This window comes from Pseudoalteromonas sp. T1lg76, from assembly GCF_002964725.1.
Lineage (GTDB): Bacteria > Pseudomonadota > Gammaproteobacteria > Enterobacterales > Alteromonadaceae > Pseudoalteromonas.
The window spans coordinates 72,722-95,392 of record NZ_PQCE01000033.1 but is presented as its reverse complement, the minus strand read 5'-3'; the positions used below and the strand labels follow the sequence as shown (position 1 = coordinate 95,392).

Here is a 22,671-nt window from a genome sequence, read left to right as displayed (position 1 = left end):
GACCATACAAATTTACTCCCAAGACTATCAAAAGATAGAAGCGCGAATCTTAACGCACCCTGAAAGCGGGTAACTTTCTCTATTTAACCTGAGGTTTGGATAAGGGATGAGCTAACTTATTGTTTTTAAATTTCACTATAAATTACACCCTTGTCTAGCCAGAAAGTTTTAGGGATAACCAGGCGAATTTACGCACCAATAGCTAGCTCTTGGAAGTGAATTCAACGCAGTTAGCGCCAAAACTGGCTGCTAGAAAGGCATTAACTATCCGAAGCTCAGGTTATTTATTACGCTTTACTCACCTTGGCTTTATGCTGCCTCGGTACCTTGCCTCTGATACGCTGCCACACCCAGCGGAACGCGGCCCGTATATCACCGAGGATCACGTATAAACAGGGCACCAGAATAAGCGTAAGCAAGGTGGCGTACAGCACAGCGAAGCCCAGCGCCACCGCCATGGGGATCACAAACTTGGCCTGCAAGCTGGTTTCAAACATGATCGGCAGAACCCCGGCAAAGGTGGTTATTGAGGTCAGGGTAATGGCGCGAAAACGCGCGCAACCACCTTCGACCACGGCTTGTTTTACCGTATAACCCTCGCGGCGCGCCTGGTTCACATAATCTGTCATGACCAAGGAGTCGTTGATCACCACCCCGGCGGCGGCGATTAAGCCAAAAAATGACATGGTGCTCAGATCGAGACCAAACCAGAAGTGACCCCAGAGAGCTCCGGTTAAGCTGAAGGGGATCACCGACATCACGATCAGTGGCTGGCTATAACTCTTAAGCGGTACCGCCAAGAGGATGTAAACAATGATCATCCCGGCAATAAAGAAGAGAATTTGTTCATTAGCCTGAGCCTGTTGCTCTTCGATGGAACCGCCCAGTTCGGTTTTCACCGATGGGAACTGTTCTTTAAGTTGCGGCAACAAATCTTCTTTAATGCGTTTGACCACCTCGGTGGGCTCGACCCTTTCCTCGTCTATGCTGCCATAGATATAAACGGTGCGATAACCCCCTTCACGGCGAATGTAACTGATCCCCGGACGTTCCTCTAGCTCCACCACGTCACCAAGCAGTACTTCCTGGCCCGCCGGAGTCATCACCACCGCATGCTTAAGGGAAGCAAAAGCTTCACGGGTCAGTTTGGGGTAACGCACCATGACCCGCACTTCTTCACCGTCGCGGATCACTCGCTGGGCCTCGCCACCGTAGAAACTGGCGCCGACCTGACTGGCAATATTCTGCAGATCCAAGCCGAGATCATAGGCCACCGGCTTAAGGCTCATCTGCACTTCTTTGCTGGCCGGATCTATGGTGGAACTGATGTCAAACAAGCCCTGTTGTTGCTGCAACATGGTGATAAACTGACGACCAGCGGCATTGAGGGTGTCTATATCCGAACCAAATAGCAGATAACCGAATTCGCCATCACCACCTGGGTTACCATTCACGTCATCATAAATGGTCAGCGACTTCACCCCGGCAATTTCCGGCATGGCTTCGCGCCAGCGCCGCGATAACTCAAAGGCATCAAATGGGCGCAGGTCTTCATCCACCAAAGGCGCTAATACCTGAGCCTCGGTACGGCCCTGATTGAATACTAAGAGGCTGCGCACCATTTTTTGGCCAAATTCCTGTTCGATTTGTGTGTCCACATCGAGCACCATACGCTCGATTTTCTGAATCGCGTTAATGGTCTGAATATCCGAGGCATTGTCGTTCATTTCCACCCTGATTTGCGGGAAATCATGAGGCACCTTAGGCGTTGGCACCACACGAATATGGTTGCTGCCAATCAGCGTAAAGCTCAGGATCAACATGCCTAAAAACGCGATAAAGACCACGTAGCGCCACTCTATGCTCTTCTCCACGCAGCGACGATAAGTGCCATTCACAAAGCCAAAAAACTTATCATTAAAGCGGGCGCGAAAACCACTTGAGCTGAGAGGGCCAAAGCGGGTATGGGCTATATGCGCCGGCAAAATCAGCTTTGACTCGATCAGACTAAAGGCCAAACACGCCATGACCACCACCGCGATGCCGAAGAAAAACGCCCGCTCCGGGCCGCTCGATAAGGTAAAGGGTGCAAACACCGCCATGGTGGTCAACACCCCGAAGGTCGCCGGGGTGGCCACGCGCTGGGCACCACGTACCACATTGTCGACGCCACCACCTTTTTTCTCGATCTCAGAATAGGCGCTCTCGCCTATGACTATGGCGTCATCAACCACTATCCCCAACACCATAATAAAGGCGAACAGGGAGACAATATTAATACTGATGCCAAAGATGGGCATGGTCATCAGCGCTCCTAAGAAGCACACCGGCAGACCTATCATCACCCACAACGCCAGTTTAAAGCGCAAAAACAGGGTCAGCATCAAGGCCACCAGGATGGCCCCTTGAAGCAGGTTTTTCAGCATCATATCCAGGCGCGCATTGAGGTAATAGGTCATATCCATCAGCGGCTCTATGGTCACCCCGGCGGGCAGGGTTTTATTCTTTTGGTCGATATAGGCCTTAACCGACTCCGCTACGGGGATCATGTTTTGCTCTTTGGTCGCCTTAACGCTCAGGTAGATGGCATTTTTGCCGTTGAACTTGAAGTAACGCTCGCCTTCAACAAACCCATCCTTGATTTGCGCCACATCCTGCAGCAGCACCTTGGCACCATTGGCCCCTACCTTCACAGGAATATTGCGAAACTCCTCGCCGGAGTATGACTGAGCCTCGACCCGTACGGAAATAATGCCCGCATCGGTACGCAACTGGCCGGCGGAAAAATTGGCCGAGTAACGGCGCACCGCATTGGCTACATCACTCAAGGTGAGGTTATAGCGGCGCAGGGTATCGGGTTTGATTTCGATGGCAATTTCGTCCAGCGGCACATCGTTTTGAACCAAGGACACATTGCCTAGTTGCAGCAGTTCATCTTCAATTTCATTGGCAATGGGCTTCAGCTCGGTCAGCGGCAGGTCGGCCACCAAAGACATACCTATCACATCCTGGCGAAATTCCACCTGACTTATGGTGACCGGCTCCATCCCCGCCGGGAAGGTGGCGATGCCATCGATGCGTAGCTTCACCTTGTCGAGTACATCGCTGAGCTCGGCATCCGGGTCTATCTCTAACGAGGCACGTCCGGAGTTACGGAAGGCGCGATAAACACCCTTGTCTATCTCGGTCACATCCTTGAGCGACTCTTCGATTTTGATCAGTATGCTTTCTTCGATTTCCTGCGGCGAGGCGCCTGGATAGTTGGCGGTCACATTGATGTAGTTAATTTCAATATTAGGGAACATCTGCCGCTGAATAGTGAAATAACTGACGATCCCCATAATGATGATAAACACCATCATCAGGTTGGCGGCCACGGAATTATTAGCGAAGTAGGCAATAATGCCGGTTTGCTTTGGCGTTTGCATGGGCCTCTCCTACAGCTGATCGTTGCTTGGGCTGGTACTCACCTGCCCGGCGATACGTACTTCCATGCCCTGCTGTGGATATTCCGGCAAGGTCAGCACGATGCGATCGCTGCTTTGCAGGCCTTCGCTGATTAAGAAAAACTCATCTTCTTCGCGCACCACTGTGACCTGACGCGGCTGCAGCAGATTGTCCTTGTTCACCACCCAGACGGTTTTATTGTTCACCAACTCTTGCGGTAAGCGGAAAATTTCACGCAGGGTTTGCCCCGGGAATTGTACCTGTACATAGCTGCCAAATTTGACCTTGGGTTGCTGCGTGTGAATGGCATAAGGGTCATCCACACGCACCACCAAGTTGCTCATACGCGTGGCGCTATCGACTATCCCCAAATCACGGTCAATCACCGCACTGCGGCTATAACCACCGAGTCCTTCCTGGGTAATGGTGGCCTCAATGCCAGCAATACGCGGTGGTAAAAAGGCGCTATCGAAGCCGGCGATGGGCAGAATGATCTCCGCCGTCTCGATATTATTAAGCTCTGCCACCTTGCTGCCCGGGCTGACAAACTGGCCCTGGCCAATGTCGCGGGAGATCACCAGGGCATCATAAGGAGCACGCACTTCGCAGTTAGCAAGATCACGCTGCGCCCGCTTGAGCGCCGCTTCCGCCGACTTAACAGCCGCCTGGGCACTCAATACCTGAGGTTCGCGCAAGAATAGGGCCGAGCGCTTCACGCCTGGGGTGCGGGCGGCTTCGTCTTTGGCCACCTGTTGCTGCGCCTGCTCTTCAATCAAGGCCGCCTGTGCTCGCGCTACCTCGGCCTCGGCCTGCAACACAGCCGCTTCATAGTTGTCTTTTTCTATGGTGAACAGCAGCTCACCACGGGCAACTATGCCGCCGGCAACAAAACCCTTGTTCCAGCTCACCACTTCGCCACTGACCTGAGCGGCAAGTAAAGTGTGTTCAAGCGGTCTAACCTCGCCATAGCTGGTCAGCAGCACTTGGTGATCGCTGGCGGCCAGAGATTTCACCTCGACTATAGGCCGGGTATCGACCTGCTTGGTTTCATCCGGCTTTTTCGCCGTTGCCATGATACCGCTAGCGGCGGCCCCAGTGACCACAACAACTGCGAGTGCGACTAAGGATTTTTTTAATGCCTGATGCATGGCCGATCACCTTGATAAAATTATATTCAGCATATATTAACAACTTGGTTCTTTTTAGTAACTGCTCATTTGTAAGCAAGTATTAATTTTAGCAACATCAAATATCAACCGCTTTGTAATTGATAAACAAGGGCTTTCTACTTCGTCAACGGCGCATTTATCGCCCACTTATATGTCTTTGACAGCACCCTCACTAAGCAGCACCGAGCACCAATAATGCGATAAAACGCTCTTAGCCATACTTTGTTACAAAGTAAAAATTCATATTTATCAATTAATTATTTGCAGTACATCGGCTTTATACCGGCTTCTGTCTCATTCCCGGTTTTTTCGCCAGCCAGTTTCAGTACACTGCTTTGCTAACAACAAGCAAGATCAGGGACCCAAATGAAACTCTCTACCCTTACACTGGCCCTTAGCCTGGCGCTAGGCAGCCAGGCCACCTTGGCCAAAGATAAAGAAGAAGAAAAAACTAAAACACTGGCGCAAACCACCGCCGACCATATCCTTTACGATGGCGTATTCGATTTTTATCAAGACCCCAAAAGCGGCGACAACCTAATGGTGATCACCGAGGCGCAGCTTAACAAGCCTTATGTTTATTTCGCCCATACCGTAGACGGTGTTACCGATGCCGGCCACTTCCGTGGCGCCTATCGTGAAACCAAGCTGATCGAATTTCGTCGCTACTTTGACCGCGTCGACATTGTTAGCAAGACCCCGCGTTACCAGTTCAACGACGACAGCGCAATCGCCCGCGCTGCTGAAGCCAATATCAGCGAAGCCGTACTCGCCAGTCTGCCGATTGAAGTGGAAGAAGCAGGTAAAATCGCTTTTAAAGTAGACAAATTATTCCTCAGCGAAGCGCTGCATAAGGTGTCGCCTTGGAGCAACCCGGACGACAAAGACGCCAAGAAGCGCTTTAAACTGGGCAAGCTGGACGACAAAAAATCACGCATTATTAAGCATCGCCCGTACCCTAATAATATAGATATAGTTGTCGATTATGTTTTCAACAATGACAACCCTAGCGTCCGCGGCTCAGCCGCCATCAGCGATCCACGCGCAGTTTCAATCAAGGTTCAGCACTCCTTTGTGGCATTACCACAAAACGATTACCAGCCACGCTACGACGATGCCCGCATCGGCTACTTTAGCAACCAGTTTGACGATATGACCTCGGCGGATTGGGCTCCTTATAAAGACGTGATCAAACGCTGGAACCTGGTGAAAAAAGACCCGCATGCCGAGCTATCCGAGCCGGTTGAGCCGATCGTCTGGTGGATTGAAAACACCACGCCGGTAGAATGGCGAGACACCATAAAGGAAGGCGTACTGGGCTGGAACAGCTCGTTTGAAAAGGCCGGTTTTAAAAATGCCCTGGTCGTGAAGGTGCAGCCAGACGATGCCGATTGGGATGCCGGTGATATCAACTACAACGTGTTACGCTGGACCTCATCACCTCGCCCACCATTCGGCGGTTATGGCCCGGCGCTGGCAAGCCCGCTCACAGGTCAAATCCTGGGCTCGGACATCATGCTTGAATACGTGTTTATGAAAAACCGTTGGATCTACGACACCCTGTATTCCCAAGGTGCGGCCAGCCTAGCTCAAAGCCCAGTCCGCGGCGAAGCCCAGGGCGAAGAGCTAAACTGCTCGCTGGGCCATGAATTACAACAAAACATGATTTTGGCCAGCACCCTGGCCAGCGGCGCCGACATCAGCGACAAAGAAATTCTGCGCCAGGGCCTAACGCAATTGGTGCTGCACGAAGTAGGTCATACCCTGGGTCTGAACCACAATATGAAGTCATCCATCCTGTGGGATGAAAAGCAGGTGCATGATAAGAGCCTGACTCAAGGCATAGTGACCGGCTCTGTGATGGATTACGCTCCTGCCAACATAGCACCAAAAGGCGTTGAGCAAGGCGACTTTTTCCAAACCAAACCAGGTCCTTATGACGATTGGGCGATTGAATTCGGCTACAGCCAGGCGCTCACTGAAGCTGAGGCCGAGCAAGCTCGCCTGGAGAAAATCCTGTCGCGCTCCGCTGAGCACAAGCTGGCCTTTGGTAACGATGCCGATGATATGCGTGCCCCGGGCCGTCATATCGACCCACGCGTGATGATTGGCGACCTTTCCTCAAACCCGGTAGCCTATGGCGCAGAGCGCATGGCACTCGTAGAAAGCCTGCTGGCCGAACTTAAAGCCAAAGCCCTGGTTGAGGGCGAAAGCCACCAGCAGCTAGTGGTCTCGGCCAATATTCTCGCCGGCCAGTATAAGCAGCAGGCGGAAGTGATTTCTCGCCAGATCGGCGGTATTTATGTCGAGCGTAACCTGGTTGGCAGCGATGGCGACAAGGCACCATTTACTCCGGTACCACTGGAGCGTCAAAAAGCGGCCATGCAGGTGTTAGCCGACAAGGTCTTCGCACCTAATGTTCTTAAAGACATGCAGCCTCTGTACAGCTACTTGCAGCAACAGCGTCGTGGCTTCAACCACTATGGTAAGAATGAAGATCCAAAAGCACACGCCATGATACTGACCATGCAGCAAGGGGTGCTTAACCAGTTACTGCATAAGAATGTATTGCAGCGTATTTCTGACTCCAGCCTATACGGCAACGAGTATGATTTAAGCACCATGATGCAGGATCTTACTGCGGCTATTTTTGTTGATGCCAAGGAAGCCAGCAGCCTAAGCCATAACCTGCAGGTGGAATACGTAAACCGCCTAATCGCCATTGCCGGCGTGAAGAAGCCTAGCGGCTACGACAACCTAGCCAAGGCGGCAGCATTATCGCAACTGCAGCATATCCGCGACGAGAATGTCGCCTGGGGAGCCAGTGCGGCGGCCAAGGCCAATAAGCAGTATATTAACCTGCTGATCGACAAGGCATTAACCGTTTAAGCTTGCCAGCTCAGAGACAAAAAAAGGCCACATAATGTGGCCTTTTTTATGGTCAATTCTGTACTAGGCCATGGCCGGGCGTTGGCGATAATATTGAATACAGGCCAACTGTGCCGTATTGGTTAAGAGGATCATCACAAAATTAAGCACATGAGCCACACTCGGCGTGCTCATGGCCAGCTCCGCCGCCAGACCAAGTACACCGGCAATAAACTGCAAAATAAAATACCGGGCACTCAGGTTAGAGACATCGCCACTGCGGATGGTTTTATAGGTTTGCGGCATCACGCGGATTGAGCTCATCAGTAACGCCACAAAGGTTAAGACATGGAGTAGCTCACCGGTATCAATCTGAGCGCTAAGCAGCAAGGTAAAGGGCAATAAAGTAGCCACTACCAAGAGCAATAGTCGTGTACGCTGGCTATCGCTGGCGTTATAGCGGATAAAGTAATAGAGGATCAGCGCACTGAGCATGCCGGTTACCACGAATGGCAACACCATGGCATAGCGCTCAAAAAACAGGTTAAAGGCGATAAAGTAAAGGCTTTGCGCCACTCCAAAGCTCATCATCAGCAGAGAGACCCCGGAAACACTGCGATTCCTACGAATTTTATTTAGCATGGGTAAAAAGCTAAAAGCCAGAATCAAGGACGCAAACAGGGCTAGATACTGAGTCAAGGCAACCTCTTTTAGTAATTAAAAAGTTAACCATTAAAAATCATAGTTAATACTAAGTTTAAATTTGTAAACTTATGATTTTTAACGATTTTAAAGAAGGCGCGCATTGTATATTTGCGTGGTTTGTTGGCAAGCTTGGAGGGGCAGACGGTCAAGGAACCGCTGTAAATATTTTCGTACAAGGAAAATACAAAGCCCTAGGCAAAAGCCTTAGGCAAACACCCTTGGCAAAACAGTGGGCTCAGCCAGTAGAGGATGGCCAAACCCAGGCAGGATAATGTCGAGCTTACCCCCAGCGAATAATAGTGCCCAGAGTATGGCTTTCGCCGGGAGCCAACTCCACCTTGTCATCCAGTACATTGGCCGCTTCCAGGCACAGCATGCGATGGTATTCATCATCGGCAAAGTTAGAAAGGCGCTTGGATTTGTCCACCCAAGGGTTCCACAGTACACAAGAACGGGAGTTCTCACGCTCTACTTCTATGGTGCCATCGGGAGTACGAATGCGCTGCAGCGCGCCAGCGCCGCTGTATACCATATCGGTTTCGCGACCAAAGCGTACCACCTCTTGCTGCTCGAAGGGGCCTTCACCAAACTCGATATAGTGCGCGCCTTGCAAGCCATCAACCTCGGTTTGAGTGATATCCGGGGTCGGGAAATAAGTGTGCAGAGCCTGAGTTAGCTGGATCGCATGATCATCCAGGTTGGTATTTGTTAAACGCACCTCAAGCTGTTTAGCACTGAGCACGTACTCAACCTTCAACTGGGTTTTATGGGGCCAGTATTCTGGGTCGACCTGGGTCATGGGCAAGGACAAGCTGATGCGAATTTCATCCTGAGTTTCCTGTACCTCTTCGGCGCGCCATAGCAAGACGCGGGCAACGCCATGTATCGGCCAATCCGGATGCTGATGCACTCCAAACCAGGGCCAACAAATAGGAATACCGCCGCGCATGCTCTTGCCACTTTGAAAGTCTTCTTGTTCGGATACCCAGATGAGGGCTTTGCCGCATGCAGGAGTGTATTGGGTAAGCTGTGCGCCCTGGAGGAAGATACGCGCCTGACATAAGGGCGAGTCCACCTGTAAGTACTCCAGGCCAGAATCACAATGGGTAATAGAAACACTCGATGAAAGCTGCATTATTCAATCCTTAACGATAAAGCGGTGCTGAGTCACCTTACCCAAAGTCCCGCACTAAATAAACATATGGGCAAAATAATTCATCACCCTGTCATCACCACAGCAACTCTGCAACGACTTCCGCTTAGTCGAACCCGTTTGTGCGCAGAGGGTGCTCGAGGCGCTTTTTACGGGTATAATGGCGGGGTTACATGTTGGAGATTGGAAATGCAAAAGTATGATGAGTTGTTAATTGCCCTACGCAAGGTTATTCGCGCTATCGATCTGCATTCCAAACAGCTGAATAAAACCTCGGGGTTAACCGGGCCTCAGTTGCTGATCATGAATGAAGTGGCACAAACCGACGGCATTACCGCCAGCCGCATCGCGCAAAATGTAAATTTAAGCCCGGCCACTGTCACCAATATTCTCGACCGCTTAGAGAGCCGCGAACTGGTAAGCCGGGTACGCAGCCAACTCGATAAGCGCCGTGTCAGCCTCTATCTAACCGAGCAAGGAACGGCCCTGTTGAACAAGGCGCCGCAGCCACTGCAAGAGCACTTTATCGACAAGTTCAGCAACCTTGCCGAATGGGAGCAAACCCTGCTGCTCTCGTCCATGCAGCGCATAGCCGCGATGATGGATGCCGATAAGATCGATGCCTCACCTCTGCTCGAAGTAGGCGCCATCACCAAACCCTTAGATTCAAACAAAGGCGAATAATCCACCATTAACCTAAGCTTTTGCTTTTGTTACACTAATTAATCATCTTTGGGCTCGATAAGAGGCCTGGTCAAGGCTACCGCTTGTTCTCGGTTGAGAAACTCGGTTGAGACACTCTGTTGAGGCACGTGGTTCCAAACGACCAGTCGCCCCGGAACCGGGCCTACCTTCGTAAAAACCCGAAACTTAGTCTAGGCTAGGGGAACGGGCCACAACAAAAGGTTATTATGATTAATTTCAACAACACAGCATTGGCGGTAAGCTTAGCCCTGACATCTGGCTCGGCACTGGCCAACCCTGAATTGGAGGCAATGAAAAAGCAACTTGAGCAAATGCAGCAACAAATGCAACAGTTGCAGCAAAAGCTCGAAGCGGCAGAACGCAAATCCAAACAGCAAGAACAAGAGCAACAGCAAATCACTCGGCGCATTGCTAAACAAGAAGAGCAACTGGAACAGAGCGTAGCGCAACAAAGCGAAGAAAAAGAAGATGGTATTCGCATTGGCGGTGCCGTACGTACCAACTACAGCCACACTTCCTACGACGACGACAATAAAAACCGCGGCGGCGACTTCGATTTCGATATATTCCGCGTTAACTTCGCCGGTGATATTGGCGATGTGGAACTCAATGCCGAGATCCGCTTCTTCGACTATATGACAGCGGTAAAATATGCCTATGTGGGTTATGATTTTGCCGACAACTGGCAGGTTCAGGCAGGTATTACCAAGGTACCTTTCGGCAACTGGCCTTATAACTCGCACAACTATTTCTTCGGCACCACTTATTATGTGGGCCTGGAGGATGATCACGATCTTGGCCTGCTGTTTAAACGCAAAATTGCCGACAACTGGCAGCTCGACCTCGGCTTTTTCAAAAACGATGAACTCGGTGGCGTCGACGGCTATGTCGATAACCGCAGCGATCGCTACTCCTACGATGTGGTTGGTTTTCGCAGCGCCGATGAGGGCATTTATGCCGAACCCACCAATGCCATTGGCGAATACAACACCTTCTCCGGCCGCTACGGCTACCACCTTGAACATGAAGGTGGCAAAACCGAGCTAGGAGTGTCTGGTTTACGTGGCGATCTGCATGACGGCGACGATCGTGTGGGCGATTACTATGCCTGGGCGGTTCACCTCAACAGCACCCTGGGACGCTGGAATTTACAGTTACAGCATGGTGAATATAACTATGATATCGACAATGTCGATCGCATGGCGGTAGGCGCTTACTCCTTTTACGACAGCATCGCCGCCGAGGCAACCATGACCAATGCCAATATCGCCTATAGCCTGCCGGTAAAATGGGGCGCGGTAACCGGACTGCAGTTTTATAACGACTACGGCATCATCTACGACAAATCCGATAACAGCGCCGATACCTGGATGAATGTCACCGGCTTCTCGGTGGCCGCCGGTGGCTTGTTCACCTATTTCGATCTGGTGCATGCGAAGAACCAGCCGTTTGTTGGCGGTTCCATCGCCGGCGACAGTGACGAAACCGAACGTCGCTTTAATATCAACATCGGATATTACTTCTAAAAAAAGGGCCGCGAGGCCCTTTTTGCTGTGCAAGCCACCGCCATCCAGCCAGGCAAAAAGCCATAGCGGCCTCAACCCAGCTTTAGTACACTGCCCTTAACAGGGGTTGCGGAATCGAATGGTGAGCCTGATAACTGTCCTTAGTCGGCATCTAAAACGCTACAAGAACCTTGCCTTACAAGCGCTAGGCCTAGGCTTTGTCGGCCTGGGCATAGTAGGAATTGCCCTGCCGGTGATGCCCACCACCATCTTTTTTATCGCCGCCCTGGCCTGCTTTACTCACTCTTCCCCGCGCCTCGAGGCCTGGCTGCTTGAGCACCCCAGGTTCGGGCCTATTCTATCGGCTTGGCGCCAGCATAAGGTGGTGCCAACCAAGGCCAAATGGCTGGCGGCCCTAGGCATGAGCATCGGCCTGTATATGATGATGTTTTCGACCGCGCCAAGCTATGCCGTGGTGCTGGTGGCCGCTATCGAGGCCTGCGTACTGGTTTATTTAATTCGCCGCCCAAGCTGTGCCGAGTCTTTATACCGAAGCTCCCCGCAATTAACCGCCTTTCTGATCATCATCTTCCTCACACACCACTTATTTTTACTCTACTTAACAAGATATTAAGTTACGAAAAAACAACATTATCTCTTTCTAATTCCACTCCCTAGTCACAACGCATTAACGCCTTGTAGGACTTATTTCCCAGATGATTTGGGACCTTTGATCGATTACATCCGCTCCAGTGCTGATGAATAATCACTCAGTTATCAAAACAACAAGTCATTAACAGGAGTATCTATGAGGTTTCTTCTATCGGCAACAGCGCTCGCTGTTAGCATGAGCATGACACCACCAGTGTTAGCAAAATGGGGGAGTGATACTTCCTCTTTTGTGACAGCCACTGAAGGTGCCGCATCACATCAAACACTGGTTGATCATCAGGGTAATATCGTTATTGGTTACTCCGATCCGACAACCGGCTACGATTTTCTAATCAATAAGCTAGATCGCAACGGCGATTTCGCCTGGGAGCAGGGAGCAAAAACCCTCTACGAGCGCCAACAGTCAATCATCCTGACCTGGTCAATGATGTTAGATGACGAAGGGGCCATCTACACCGGCATTGAGGATTTAAAGGTGTACCCCTATGGCACCATGATTTTTAAAACCAATGCGGATGGCACCCCGGGCTGGGAGACACCATTCATACCTGCTCCCGAAGATGCAGGACGCACTTTACCTGTACACCTCACAAGCGCTGGTGACAAGCTCTTCTATGCTCTCGATTACGACACCATGGCTCGCTCCGCCAAGCTCGCTATTGGCATGTTCGACAAGCAAGGCAACGAGCTTTGGCGCACAGCGGAGCAAATGGGCTCAACACGCTTCTCCTCATTTACGCCGGTAAAAGATGGCCTTGTTGTTTTATTCACCGGAATCCGCGAAAGCGATGGCGCTAACTCTCTGTTTATCCAAAAATATGATTTTGATGGTAAGCCGCTGTGGGGAGAGTCGCCACAGCCCATTATGTTTGGTGATATCAAACTGCCCCCCCGCTCTTTTGGCGCAGCTTCATTAGTCGCAGATGGCATGGGCGGTGTCACCCTTGCCTGGTCTCACCCAACGGAATTTAACAGCAACATTCTCTATCAACATATCGATGCCAACGGCAAATTGCAGTTCCCCAACTCGGGTTTGCGTTTGTCTCATGGTGATGACTTTTTATTCGATACTGTCGCGCACCCATCCATAGTGGCCACCGATGATGGCTATGTGGTGACCTGGGCGGCACAGCTTTCGCGCACCAACTTCGGTAACTATGGTCTGTTTATGCAACATGTGGGTCATGATGGTACCCTGACTCTTGGTTCCGAGCCGGTGTCGTTAGCGCCTATCTTGTATGGCGACGAGCAAGATTCTGGTTATTATACAGCAGGTTATTTGAGTCGCTATAACGACACTTTTTCCTGGGTTTACTCCAAATCGGAAGACTACACCTCGCAAACCGAAAACCTCTACCGCGTTGACTTTAGCCAAGACGGCCAGGTGTTCAATAATCAAGTCATTGCCGATGTTGAAGATGTGATCAACGGCCACAGTATTGCCCATTCCCCCTTTGGCGAAACAATTGCCAGCCTGCGTACCTCGTTCGCGAGCGATGCCCCGGTGCAAGTACAAAGTATTCGTCAAGATGGTGAAGTTGGCACTGAATCAGGCCTGCGTTTGGCGTGGCCAGACACACCGCTGCACACCAATGAAGATGTAGCTTATGCGTTTAACATCCCCTTTATGGACGAGCTTCAAAGCGAATATAGCGTCACGGTTGCGAGCGTAAACACAGAAGACGATACCCAGTTCAGTGCGCAATTGAGCGCAAATACGCTTAATCTGAGCATCACCCCAGCCCCGGAATTGTCAGGGCAACTGCCGTTTGTGGTCACGCTTGCCGATAAAAACGACAGCAGCCGTTCAACCAGCATGACCTACACACTCAACATTGCCGCAATCAATGATGCGCCAACTATCGTGCTCCCGGAGCAGGTTCAGGCTGGCGAAGATGAAATGGTGGTGGTGTCTGCGGAAGTGACCGATCCCGACAATTCGTCTTTGGATATCGAATGGTTACAAACGAGCGGTCCCGAGGTCGATTTTGATCCGGCGGCGATGGAGCTTAAATTCACCAGCCCGGTGGTTAAAGAAGAAACCAGTCTGACCTTCGCCTTGGTCGTCGACGACGGCAATACGGTCACCACCAAAAACATCACCCTGATTATCGAGAACGATAAACAGCCCAGCTTATCTGGTACCCGCAGCGTGAATGTGGAAGAAGGCAACCACTTCAACATAGATCTGGCGCTCAGCGGCGCTAAAGGCCCTGTTAACATTGAATGGCAGCAAGTTAGCGGCCCAAGCATCACGCTCAGCAACAACCAGTCGCTTACCACCCAGGGCAGTGCTCCTTTTGTTGATAGCGACGAGGTAGCCACCTTGGCGGTGACCGTCACCGATGCCCACGGTGAATCTGCGACCCACCAGGTGGACGTCAATGTAACCAACAACAAATCGGGTGGCTCCTTTGGCATGAGCCTGCTGGCTCTATTCGGTGCCTGCTTATTCCGTCGTCCACGCCACGCCAAGTAACAAGTGAAGAGAATTTTTATGAAGAAGTCATTAATCGCCATCAGCATGGCTATGAGCTGCATGGCCAATGCATCAGGCTCACAGGCCATATTCAGCAAACCCTTTTCTTTTGAAGATAAGGTAAACACGGTACTAAACAAGGACCACGAGGGCGCAACCAATCGTTATTTTGTGCATTTACGTGGAAAGCCCTTGGCATTTGCGACCCAGAGTGAACCTTCGTTTAAAGGCAAGCTCGATACTCAGACTCAGTTTGCTCAACAATTTAAAGCGCAGGTAAAAAGCCAGCAGCAGGCCTTTCATCAAGAGGCGCAAAGCCTGTTGGGTGAAAAGAAAGAGATCATTTACAGCTACGACACCGTCTTTAATGGTGTGTCTATGGAGTTGACCGAGAAGCAGGCCGAAAAGCTATTAAGCCTACCGAATGTACTGAAGGTAGAACGCCAAATCAGCTATGAAATGCAGACCGATGTCGGTCCCGAGTTTATTGGTGCCAAGCCTATTTGGAATGGTGAAACGTTGCAGGCCATCGGTGCCAAGGGCGAGGGCGTGGTTGTCGGTATTATCGACTCGGGCGTAAACACCGACCACCCTTCATTCCAGGCCACCGGCGGTGACGGTTACACTCACACCAATCCTCTCGGTAACGGCAACTACCTCGGTGACTGTGTAGAAAATAAAAGTCTCTGTAACGATAAGCTTATTGGGGTATTCAGCTACGCCAGCATCACAGATAGCTTTGGTGACGTTCGCCCTCATGTGGGCGAAGACTACAATGGCCATGGTAGCCATGTCGCCTCTACCGCAGCGGGAAATGTGCTTACCAATGTGCCGGTTCACAAGCCAGGCAACACACCAGAAAGTGATGGCACCCTCTTGGCAGGAACCAACTTCGCGCAGATATCTGGGGTCGCTCCACACGCCAACATTGTCTCATTCCAAGTCTGTTTACCGGTTTCCGGGTGTGACATGGGTGCCATGGTTAAAGCGGTAGAAGATGCCATTAATGCGGGCGTCGACGTTATCAACATGTCTATTGGCCCCAGCGTTGAAGGCCCTCAACCTTGGAATTCGGCATTAGACTTGGCGTTTCTATCGGCCACCGAGGCGGGTGTTTTTGTTTCTTTATCCGCGGGTAACTCAGGTCCGGGAAGCAACACAGTCGGTCACCTGGCGCCATGGACAACGCAGGTTGCCAATGCCAGTCATGATCGGGTTGTGGAAAAAAACCTGAGTGCGGGTCCCGATGTAACCGTGTCTTTCACCGATATAAAAGGCCTGGGTGGCTTTAGCGAAGCCGTGAGTGCCGAGCTGGTGTATGCCGGTGATGTTGATAGCTTTCGTAAGGAGTGTAATTTCTTTACCTGGCGCGACTACCCCGAACTAGAAGGCAAAATTGTGCTCTGCGATCGCGGTGGCATCAGCCTTTATGACAAAGTTGATCGTATTGCTCAACTCGGTGGTGTGGGCGTGGTGATCCGTAACGTCGACGGCAGCAGCACAGAGCAATATTCAATTCCATACCCTATAGCAGGTATGCAAATTACCCAGTCTCAGGGTGAAGAATTACTAGCCTGGGCTCGCTCCGAGTCAGCGCCCGTGATCAGCATCAATGCCGGTGCTGCTACGAGAAAAAGTGACCAGGGCAACATCGTCAATATCAGCTCTTCTCGCGGACCTACCAGCTTTCTTCCTGAGTTGCTCTCGCCACATCTGGCCGCTCCGGGAACCGATATCTACGGCGCCTACGCCGACGAACAACCGTTCAGCGCAAACCCGACGCCCAGCGACTACAACTTTTTGTCAGGGACATCGATGGCTTCGCCTCATGTTGCTGGCGCTGCCGCCCTACTCAAACAAATCAACCCGAGTTGGACGCCCGCGCAGATACAGTCTGCCTTGATGATGACGGCAAACAGTCAAATGACCCGCGCCGAAGATGGTCAAGCCGCAAACCTCTGGGACCGCGGTGCCGGTATGATCCGCGTCGATAAAGCGGCTAACGCCGGTTTAATCATGGCGGTCAGCACAGAAGAGTTCATGGCGGCCAATCCGGCTCTGCAAGGCGATGTAAAGGCACTGAACCTTCCTTATCTTATCGACAGCAACTGCCCCGGCACCTGTACCTGGGAGCGAACCTTCACCGCGACTCAAGCGGGCACCTATCGCTTTAGTCAGAAGGGTTACAACTACTACATCAGCGAGATGACCTTTACCCCTGCCGAAGTCACCTTGAGTGCCGGCGAGCAAGTGACGGTGACAATTGCCGCCACAATCAGTGAGTGGGCCGCTGACGAATGGATCGATGGCAATGTGCAAATAACCTCGGATGTTGCTACACAGCCTTCGTTAACCTTGCCTTTGCGCATTAAACCCTTGGTCGCCCATGTGCCAAGTACGGTGTCGCAAGAATATTACTGGCAAAACGCCGGGTTCGATATCAAAGACTATGCTTTCCGTCGCCCCGAGCAAATCTTTATCACCCATAGCCCGCTTATCAAGGGGCAAACGACTGAGCTGAAAATTTCAGCGGATGATAACAACACGCCGTTCGACAGCTTCGACAAGGGCGCCGCGTTTTTCATGTTAGATGTTGCTGAGGGTGCGCCGCTGGACATTATTATCGGTCGCTCGCAAGCAACGGATGCCGACCTGTTTGTTGGCTTAGACACCAATGGTGATGGTCTACCGCAAGCGGTGGAGCGCGTCTGTGTGGCCGCAAGCACACGCAATGTGGGTGAGCAGTGTACCCTAAGCGGCGATGCCCCAGGCCAATACTGGGTAATGGCATGGAACTATGAAGGTTCGGGTGCCGAAGAAGACCTTATCGCCATCGACGTAGTGCGCAGCACACCGGAAAACTGGGTGTCGATGAATGTCTTACCGGCAACCAATAGCAGTGCCTTTGAAAAGATGCCCTTCACCATCTTGTGGGACAAACAACTCGACGCTAACACCAATTATTACGGCAGCATCGAAGTGTTCGAACAAGACCAATACACGGGCATGTCGGTATCTCACGGCACGACCAGCGTGATTGTTAACCAACTTTCCAGTGCCATGACCTTAACCGCGGCCAATACAGACATCAGTACGGGTGTGCCAACAGAGCTGACGCTCACACTCGCACCTAACCCCCTTGATGAAGACGTAAGTTACACCGCCAATATCGCCCTGGCGCCAGGCTTTATTGCCAGTTCAGAAAGCGAACATGTAAGTGTTGAGGGTAACACCCTATTAGTCAACGCCACACAGCCGGCAAATACAACTGAGCCACTGGCGCTGACCCTGAGCCCCGTCCTGGCACAGCCTCTTGAGGGAGAGTTCGTTCATACGTTTACCTTGAGCAACTCTAAAGGCGACAAGTTCTCTGGTAACTTGGTGCAGCAAAACCCTAACCATGCGCCGGTAGCGACCGTATCTAACTCGACGCTAAGCGTTAAAGAAGGACAAAGCTTTACCCTGGATGCGACCGCCAGCAGCGACCCAGATGGGGACCAAATTGAAATTGTTTGGCAACAATTGCAAGGACCTGCAGCGATGGCAGCGAATACTTCGGGTGCTCAACTTACGCTTGAAACTCCGGACGTAGAGCGGGATACCACTTTGGTTTTTGAAGTCACCGTCAGCGATGGCGAATTCGCGACGACGGCCAGGGTTAATGTTGAGGTAGAGAACAGCTCCTCATCCGGTAGTCTCTTTTGGTTGCTAATTCTCTTGGCGCCAGCCATAGTTAGACGAAAGTTGCTATAAACACATTCGGAGCTCCCCAATGGGGAGCTCATTTGCTTATGTTGTCTCGCTTACTCATCCTACAATGCCTGTTTTGGCTGTGCAGTGTTCAGGCTATCGAACACCTGGCTCCATATGCCACTCGTTGGGATACCACCAAGGGGCTGACGCATAACAGTGTTTACGACATCGAAAGAGATGCATTTGGCCGACTTTGGCTGGCCACCCCCGGCGGGGTGAGCATAGTCGACGGGCTCGGTGTAATCCAACTCAAAAAAAGCGCCCAAAAAGACAAGGGCATTCGCTTTAATCCCATTACCCAAATTCATGCCCGCGATGACTTCATCTGGGTGCTGGGCCTGGGAGGGATCGAGTTAATTGAACCCAAAAGCCTTCGGGCACACCCCTTTCCGGATCCCAACAAACTACTGCAGCGTGTCACTAACATGATTTTTGTTAGCGAGACCAAGGCCTATGCCGTGGCCAATCGGCAACTACTCGAAATAGACCTACGCACTTATGAGCTGACGATTATTTCCAGCGCGCTTTACCAAGGCGCGCAGGTAAACTCATTTGCGCACTATGACCAAGCCCATATTTTGCTTATGACATCGAGCGGTCTGGTGCTTTATAACTGGCAAACGGACCAACACCGGCTGTTCAATTTAGAGAACCTGGCCCGTGGCAAAGAAGATATTCGCGCCATTTGGGTCGACTTCAGCAATCAACATGTGTGGCTCAGTATTTTCAACAAGGGCCTGTTTGTCTACGACCAGCAAAACCGCCTTAAAAAGCATCTGCGCGTACAAAATAATACCCTGCCCTCGAATATGATTTCGAATCTGCAGGTCAGGGAGGAACAAGTGTATGCGGTCACTAAACGTGGCGTGGTCATTATCGACCGATACCGGGCCATACCCAAGCAGGTGGTCTTACCCACCAGCCTTAATAACAGCTACCGCAACTCGGAAATGGCACTGGCTGCCGACATCGGCGACAACAACGAGCTGTTTATCGGCACCAGCAGCGGCTTTTATCATGTCTCTCCTACGGCCTATGAATTTCATGCACTGAGCGAGCAAGCACCTGATTTTAAAGGGCCTATCCTCACGCAATTTATCGATCAGGATGAATTAGTCATCCTAACCCAAAGCCAACAACACAGATTTTCTCCAGCGCAGGGCTGGCAGACCTTGCCCCATAGACTCGACACCGCAAATCTGCGTTTTATCAGTGATCACACCACCGCGGTGAAAAACTTCCATGATCTTGCCCTGTTTAATGGCTTAGACTATACCTCGCACCCCATTCATGGGCGCCCGGATCCACAAGCGCCCATCACCTATCTAGCCTATCTTAAAGACGCCGATATCTATGTGGTGGTCGATGATAAATACCTGCATCTGGCCCAATTTGATAATGCGGCGCTGCAAGTAATGCGCAGCTTCCCCCTGGAGCTCGCCTCGGTAATCGATACGGCCTATGCCCATGGCAAGCTCTATATCTCAAGTCAGCGTCATGGTGTTATGGAACTGGCGCTTGAGCAACTGGCCCAAAACCAGCCAGCCCGGTTGCACACCATCGACGGTGCCCAGGCGGTGACCAGTCTGTTTTTAGACTCCTCAGCTCGGCTGTGGATCACCACCTTAGACGAAGGAGTCTTTACCCTGGATACGGGGGCAGGGACAAGCAGTATGAAGCGCTTGCCACTTCCCAGTGATGAGTTCATTCCCTCTGCCAGTTGCGTGGTTGAGGACAGCCAGCAGCGGATATGGATAAGCTCTCGCCATGGCGTGAGCGTCTATCACAGTCAAGATAAAACGCTGCACAGCTATACTGGCGCGCAAGGGTTAGGGGCTATTCCCATCACCGACTTTTGTGGCCGCCTGGATCGGTTTATCTATTTCGCCAATAACTCAGAGTTGCTGCTGATCGACCCAGAGCGCTTAGGTAGCCACAGCAAGCCAACCTCAATCACCTTTACCGATTTGTCCATTGACGGCCAATCGACACCGCTTAGCGAGGGGATCCGCATTACCGACCCGAGTGTAATCGAGTTTTCCATGAGTGCCAGCCTGCCCCATGATGAGGGCGGCCAATTACTTTATCGATTAATTGGCCAAAACTCGCAGGCATCGCAATGGCTGCCCAGTCGCTCTCGCTATATCACCTTAATCAAACCCAAGCCCGGCCAGTATCGCATCCAGGCCAAGGTGCTCGGCTATGACTCGGTAGAAAAAGCCTTTATCCAATCAAGCTTTGAGGTTAAACCGCCTTTTTACCTGCTGCCCTCCATGATTGCCCTGTATATCGGCCTCGCCTTCGCCTTGGTTGCGCTGGGCTTTGTGGTTAAATTGCGTTTAAAAAATGCCGAGCTGGCGCTTTCTCGCCATAAGCATCAGGAGCAAAAGTCGTATGCCAAGCGGCTGGCGCAAGAAGTAGCAGCGAAAACCGAGCTCTATAAAGAGCAGCAACAACTTGCGGTGAAAGCCAATTTGGATAAAACCCGTTTTATTGCCTCCGCCAGCCATGATTTGCGTGCCCCTTTGAACGCAATTCGCTTAAAGCTGCTCAATATCTTGCCCGCGGACAGCTCCAATAGTGATGCGATAATCAATGAAATTACACTATTAGATCAATTGGTTGATTCTATCGTCAGCATCTCTAAATTTGACGCTAAGATGGTCAAGCCAACAATAAACGAAGTAAACTTATGCGCCCTGGTTGCAGAGAGTGTGAGTCGCTTTTCCCATCTTGCACAAAAAAAGTCACAGCAACTGACCTTCACCACGGCGCCTTGCGAGGCCTGGGTGCAAACCGATCCCTTTTTATTGGCACGGGTGATAAATAATCTCGTGGATAACGCCATCAAAAACACCCCGGAAAAAGGCAACATAGAGCTGCGACTAGCAACGCAGGAGAACACCTATACCTTGGCTATCATAGACTCGGGCAAAGGCATCAACGAGGCGATTAAGGACAAGGTGTTCAACAGTTTTTTCCGAGGCACCGAAAGCTATGCGGGCAGCGGCCTGGGGCTGACCATAGTGCAGCAAATCTGTCAGATACTCGCGCTTGATATAGAGCTGGACTCCAGCGCACAGGGGTGTACCTTCACTCTCACTCTGCCTAAAAGCACTAAGCGAGTAACGACACAACAAGCCCCCTCGGTCACAAGAAACGTTTTGATAATTGATGATGAGCCAACCTACGCCAATGAGGTGGCCGCAATGGTCACAAAGCGTGGCTTTGCACCGAGTGTGTTTTTAAGCGCTGGACAAGCGCTGTGTTACCCTGGGCCCAAGCCGGAAATGGTTATTTGCGATTATCATCTTGATAACGGGGCCTTGGGGACAGAGGTCGCAAGCCAGATAGCAGCGCGCTTTGCGCTGCATAAAAGCCGCATCATTATCATGTCGGAAGACATCCGCATAAGAGAGCAAATAAGACTTAACTTTGGTTATCGCTTTTTAAACAAACCAATTAAATACAGCCGCCTGTCATGGCTTATCCAACAGCTGGGAGATGCACAGAACAATGAATAAGATCCTCATCGCCGATGATCATCCGCTTTTTTTAGCCGGCCTAAAAGGTGCGCTCTTAAACCGATTGGAAAATACCTATATCGAGCACGCCGATAGCTACCTGGCTCTGTTTTCAAAGCTACAAGAAGATGATGGCGAACTGGACTTGCTGATCATGGACTTAAACATGCCAGGAGCGACCGGTGCCAGTGGCATCTATTTCCTGCGGCAAACCTATCCAGAGCTGCCCATTGTCGTTCTCAGTGCCCATGATAGTCAGGACACTCGCCAGGAATGCTTGCAAGCCGGCGCGTCAGAGTTTTTATCGAAATCGGTGGATATTAACGAGCTAGTTAGCAGCCTTACGCGCATCTTTGCCGGTGAATATCAATTCCCGACAGCTGTCGGCGTCACTCCCTTACCCAGCGCACAGCAACGGCATTATGAGTTACTGGCAAGCCTGACCCCTTCGCAATTCAAGGTCCTGCACCTCATGGCCAATGGCGATGCCAATAAGCAAATTGCATCCACACTCAACATCTCTGAGAAAACGGTCAAGAATCATATTTCTGCCATTTTCGCTAAACTTGGGGTCAGTAATCGCACGCAAGCCAGTAAGATATTTATCGAGCAGGAAGGCCGCTAACATAAGGACATCTGCATTTAAGATCGCAACCGTCCTATTTAACGGTTATTAACGGCGCGTCCACAC

Annotated in this window: 12 protein-coding genes and 1 pseudogene; 9 read left to right on the top strand and 4 right to left on the bottom strand. The window is 51.3% G+C overall.

What is annotated here, in order from left to right:
* Positions 1-287 precede the first annotated feature (287 nt).
* Both C2M35_RS12370 and C2M35_RS12365 read right to left on the bottom strand, forming a co-directional pair.
* A complete protein-coding gene (locus C2M35_RS12370; protein ID WP_105265485.1) occupies positions 288-3,428 on the bottom strand; it encodes an efflux RND transporter permease subunit in 3,141 nt (1,046 codons plus the stop codon).
* A 9-nt stretch (positions 3,429-3,437) separates the two neighbouring features.
* A complete protein-coding gene (locus C2M35_RS12365; protein ID WP_105265484.1) occupies positions 3,438-4,595 on the bottom strand; it encodes an efflux RND transporter periplasmic adaptor subunit in 1,158 nt (385 codons plus the stop codon).
* Between the two features lie 387 nt (positions 4,596-4,982).
* Here C2M35_RS12365 and C2M35_RS12360 point away from each other — a divergent pair, with 387 nt between their 5' ends.
* Entirely contained in the window at positions 4,983-7,505 is a 2,523-nt protein-coding gene (locus C2M35_RS12360) for a zinc-dependent metalloprotease (RefSeq protein WP_105265483.1), read from the top strand.
* Between the two features lie 63 nt (positions 7,506-7,568).
* Here the strand turns inward: C2M35_RS12360 and C2M35_RS12355 are convergent, their stop codons facing one another.
* Positions 7,569-8,183, bottom strand: coding sequence for a PQ-loop domain-containing transporter (locus C2M35_RS12355; RefSeq protein ID WP_105265482.1), 615 nt, complete (start codon positions 8,181-8,183; stop codon positions 7,569-7,571).
* 74 nt (positions 8,184-8,257) lie between these two features.
* On the opposite strand from C2M35_RS12355, the gene C2M35_RS12350 reads away from it, so the two are divergent.
* Positions 8,258-8,461, top strand: a complete 204-nt coding sequence (locus C2M35_RS12350; RefSeq protein ID WP_105265481.1) for a hypothetical protein — start codon at positions 8,258-8,260, stop codon at positions 8,459-8,461.
* Positions 8,462-8,469: 8 nt separating this feature from the next.
* Here the strand turns inward: C2M35_RS12350 and C2M35_RS12345 are convergent, their stop codons facing one another.
* Positions 8,470-9,324, bottom strand: coding sequence for a D-hexose-6-phosphate mutarotase (locus C2M35_RS12345; protein WP_105258281.1), 855 nt, complete (start codon positions 9,322-9,324; stop codon positions 8,470-8,472).
* Between the two features lie 207 nt (positions 9,325-9,531).
* Between C2M35_RS12345 and C2M35_RS12340 the strand changes: the two genes are divergently transcribed.
* From C2M35_RS12340 to C2M35_RS12310, 7 genes and pseudogenes are all read left to right on the top strand, one after another.
* Positions 9,532-10,026, top strand: a complete 495-nt coding sequence (locus C2M35_RS12340) for a MarR family winged helix-turn-helix transcriptional regulator (protein ID WP_105258282.1) — start codon at positions 9,532-9,534, stop codon at positions 10,024-10,026.
* 227 nt (positions 10,027-10,253) lie between these two features.
* Positions 10,254-11,573: a porin gene (locus C2M35_RS12335; RefSeq protein WP_105265480.1), complete on the top strand. Its 1,320-nt coding sequence runs from the start codon at positions 10,254-10,256 to the stop codon at positions 11,571-11,573.
* Positions 11,574-11,691: 118 nt separating this feature from the next.
* Positions 11,692-12,084 (top strand): annotated as a pseudogene (locus C2M35_RS12330) (YbaN family protein); the annotation flags it as partial.
* Between the two features lie 369 nt (positions 12,085-12,453).
* Entirely contained in the window at positions 12,454-14,703 is a 2,250-nt protein-coding gene (locus tag C2M35_RS12325; protein WP_105265479.1) for a hypothetical protein, read from the top strand.
* Between the two features lie 18 nt (positions 14,704-14,721).
* On the top strand, positions 14,722-18,456 hold the full coding sequence (locus tag C2M35_RS15935) for a S8 family peptidase (protein WP_105265478.1): 3,735 nt from the start codon (positions 14,722-14,724) through the stop codon (positions 18,454-18,456).
* Between the two features lie 38 nt (positions 18,457-18,494).
* Complete coding sequence (locus C2M35_RS12315; protein WP_105265477.1) at positions 18,495-21,980, top strand: hybrid sensor histidine kinase/response regulator; 3,486 nt, start codon at positions 18,495-18,497, stop codon at positions 21,978-21,980.
* Entirely contained in the window at positions 21,973-22,605 is a 633-nt protein-coding gene (locus C2M35_RS12310; protein WP_158677979.1) for a response regulator transcription factor, read from the top strand. Before C2M35_RS12315 ends, C2M35_RS12310 begins: the two co-directional genes overlap by 8 nt.
* Positions 22,606-22,671 lie beyond the last annotated feature (66 nt).

What these genes read in the sequence shown, in the direction of transcription:
- C2M35_RS12370 (WP_105265485.1), bottom strand. Translation starts at nt 3,428, where the DNA reads ATGCAAACGCCAAAGCAAACCGGCATTATTGCCTACTTCGCTAATAAT.
- C2M35_RS12365 (WP_105265484.1), bottom strand. Translation starts at nt 4,595, where the DNA reads ATGCATCAGGCATTAAAAAAATCCTTAGTCGCACTCGCAGTTGTTGTG.
- C2M35_RS12360 (WP_105265483.1), top strand. Translation starts at nt 4,983, where the DNA reads ATGAAACTCTCTACCCTTACACTGGCCCTTAGCCTGGCGCTAGGCAGC.
- C2M35_RS12350 (WP_105265481.1), top strand. Translation starts at nt 8,258, where the DNA reads ATGATTTTTAACGATTTTAAAGAAGGCGCGCATTGTATATTTGCGTGG.
- C2M35_RS12345 (WP_105258281.1), bottom strand. Translation starts at nt 9,324, where the DNA reads ATGCAGCTTTCATCGAGTGTTTCTATTACCCATTGTGATTCTGGCCTG.
- C2M35_RS12340 (WP_105258282.1), top strand. Translation starts at nt 9,532, where the DNA reads ATGCAAAAGTATGATGAGTTGTTAATTGCCCTACGCAAGGTTATTCGC.
- C2M35_RS12335 (WP_105265480.1), top strand. Translation starts at nt 10,254, where the DNA reads ATGATTAATTTCAACAACACAGCATTGGCGGTAAGCTTAGCCCTGACA.
- C2M35_RS15935 (WP_105265478.1), top strand. Translation starts at nt 14,722, where the DNA reads ATGAAGAAGTCATTAATCGCCATCAGCATGGCTATGAGCTGCATGGCC.
- C2M35_RS12315 (WP_105265477.1), top strand. Translation starts at nt 18,495, where the DNA reads ATGTTGTCTCGCTTACTCATCCTACAATGCCTGTTTTGGCTGTGCAGT.
- C2M35_RS12310 (WP_158677979.1), top strand. Translation starts at nt 21,973, where the DNA reads ATGAATAAGATCCTCATCGCCGATGATCATCCGCTTTTTTTAGCCGGC.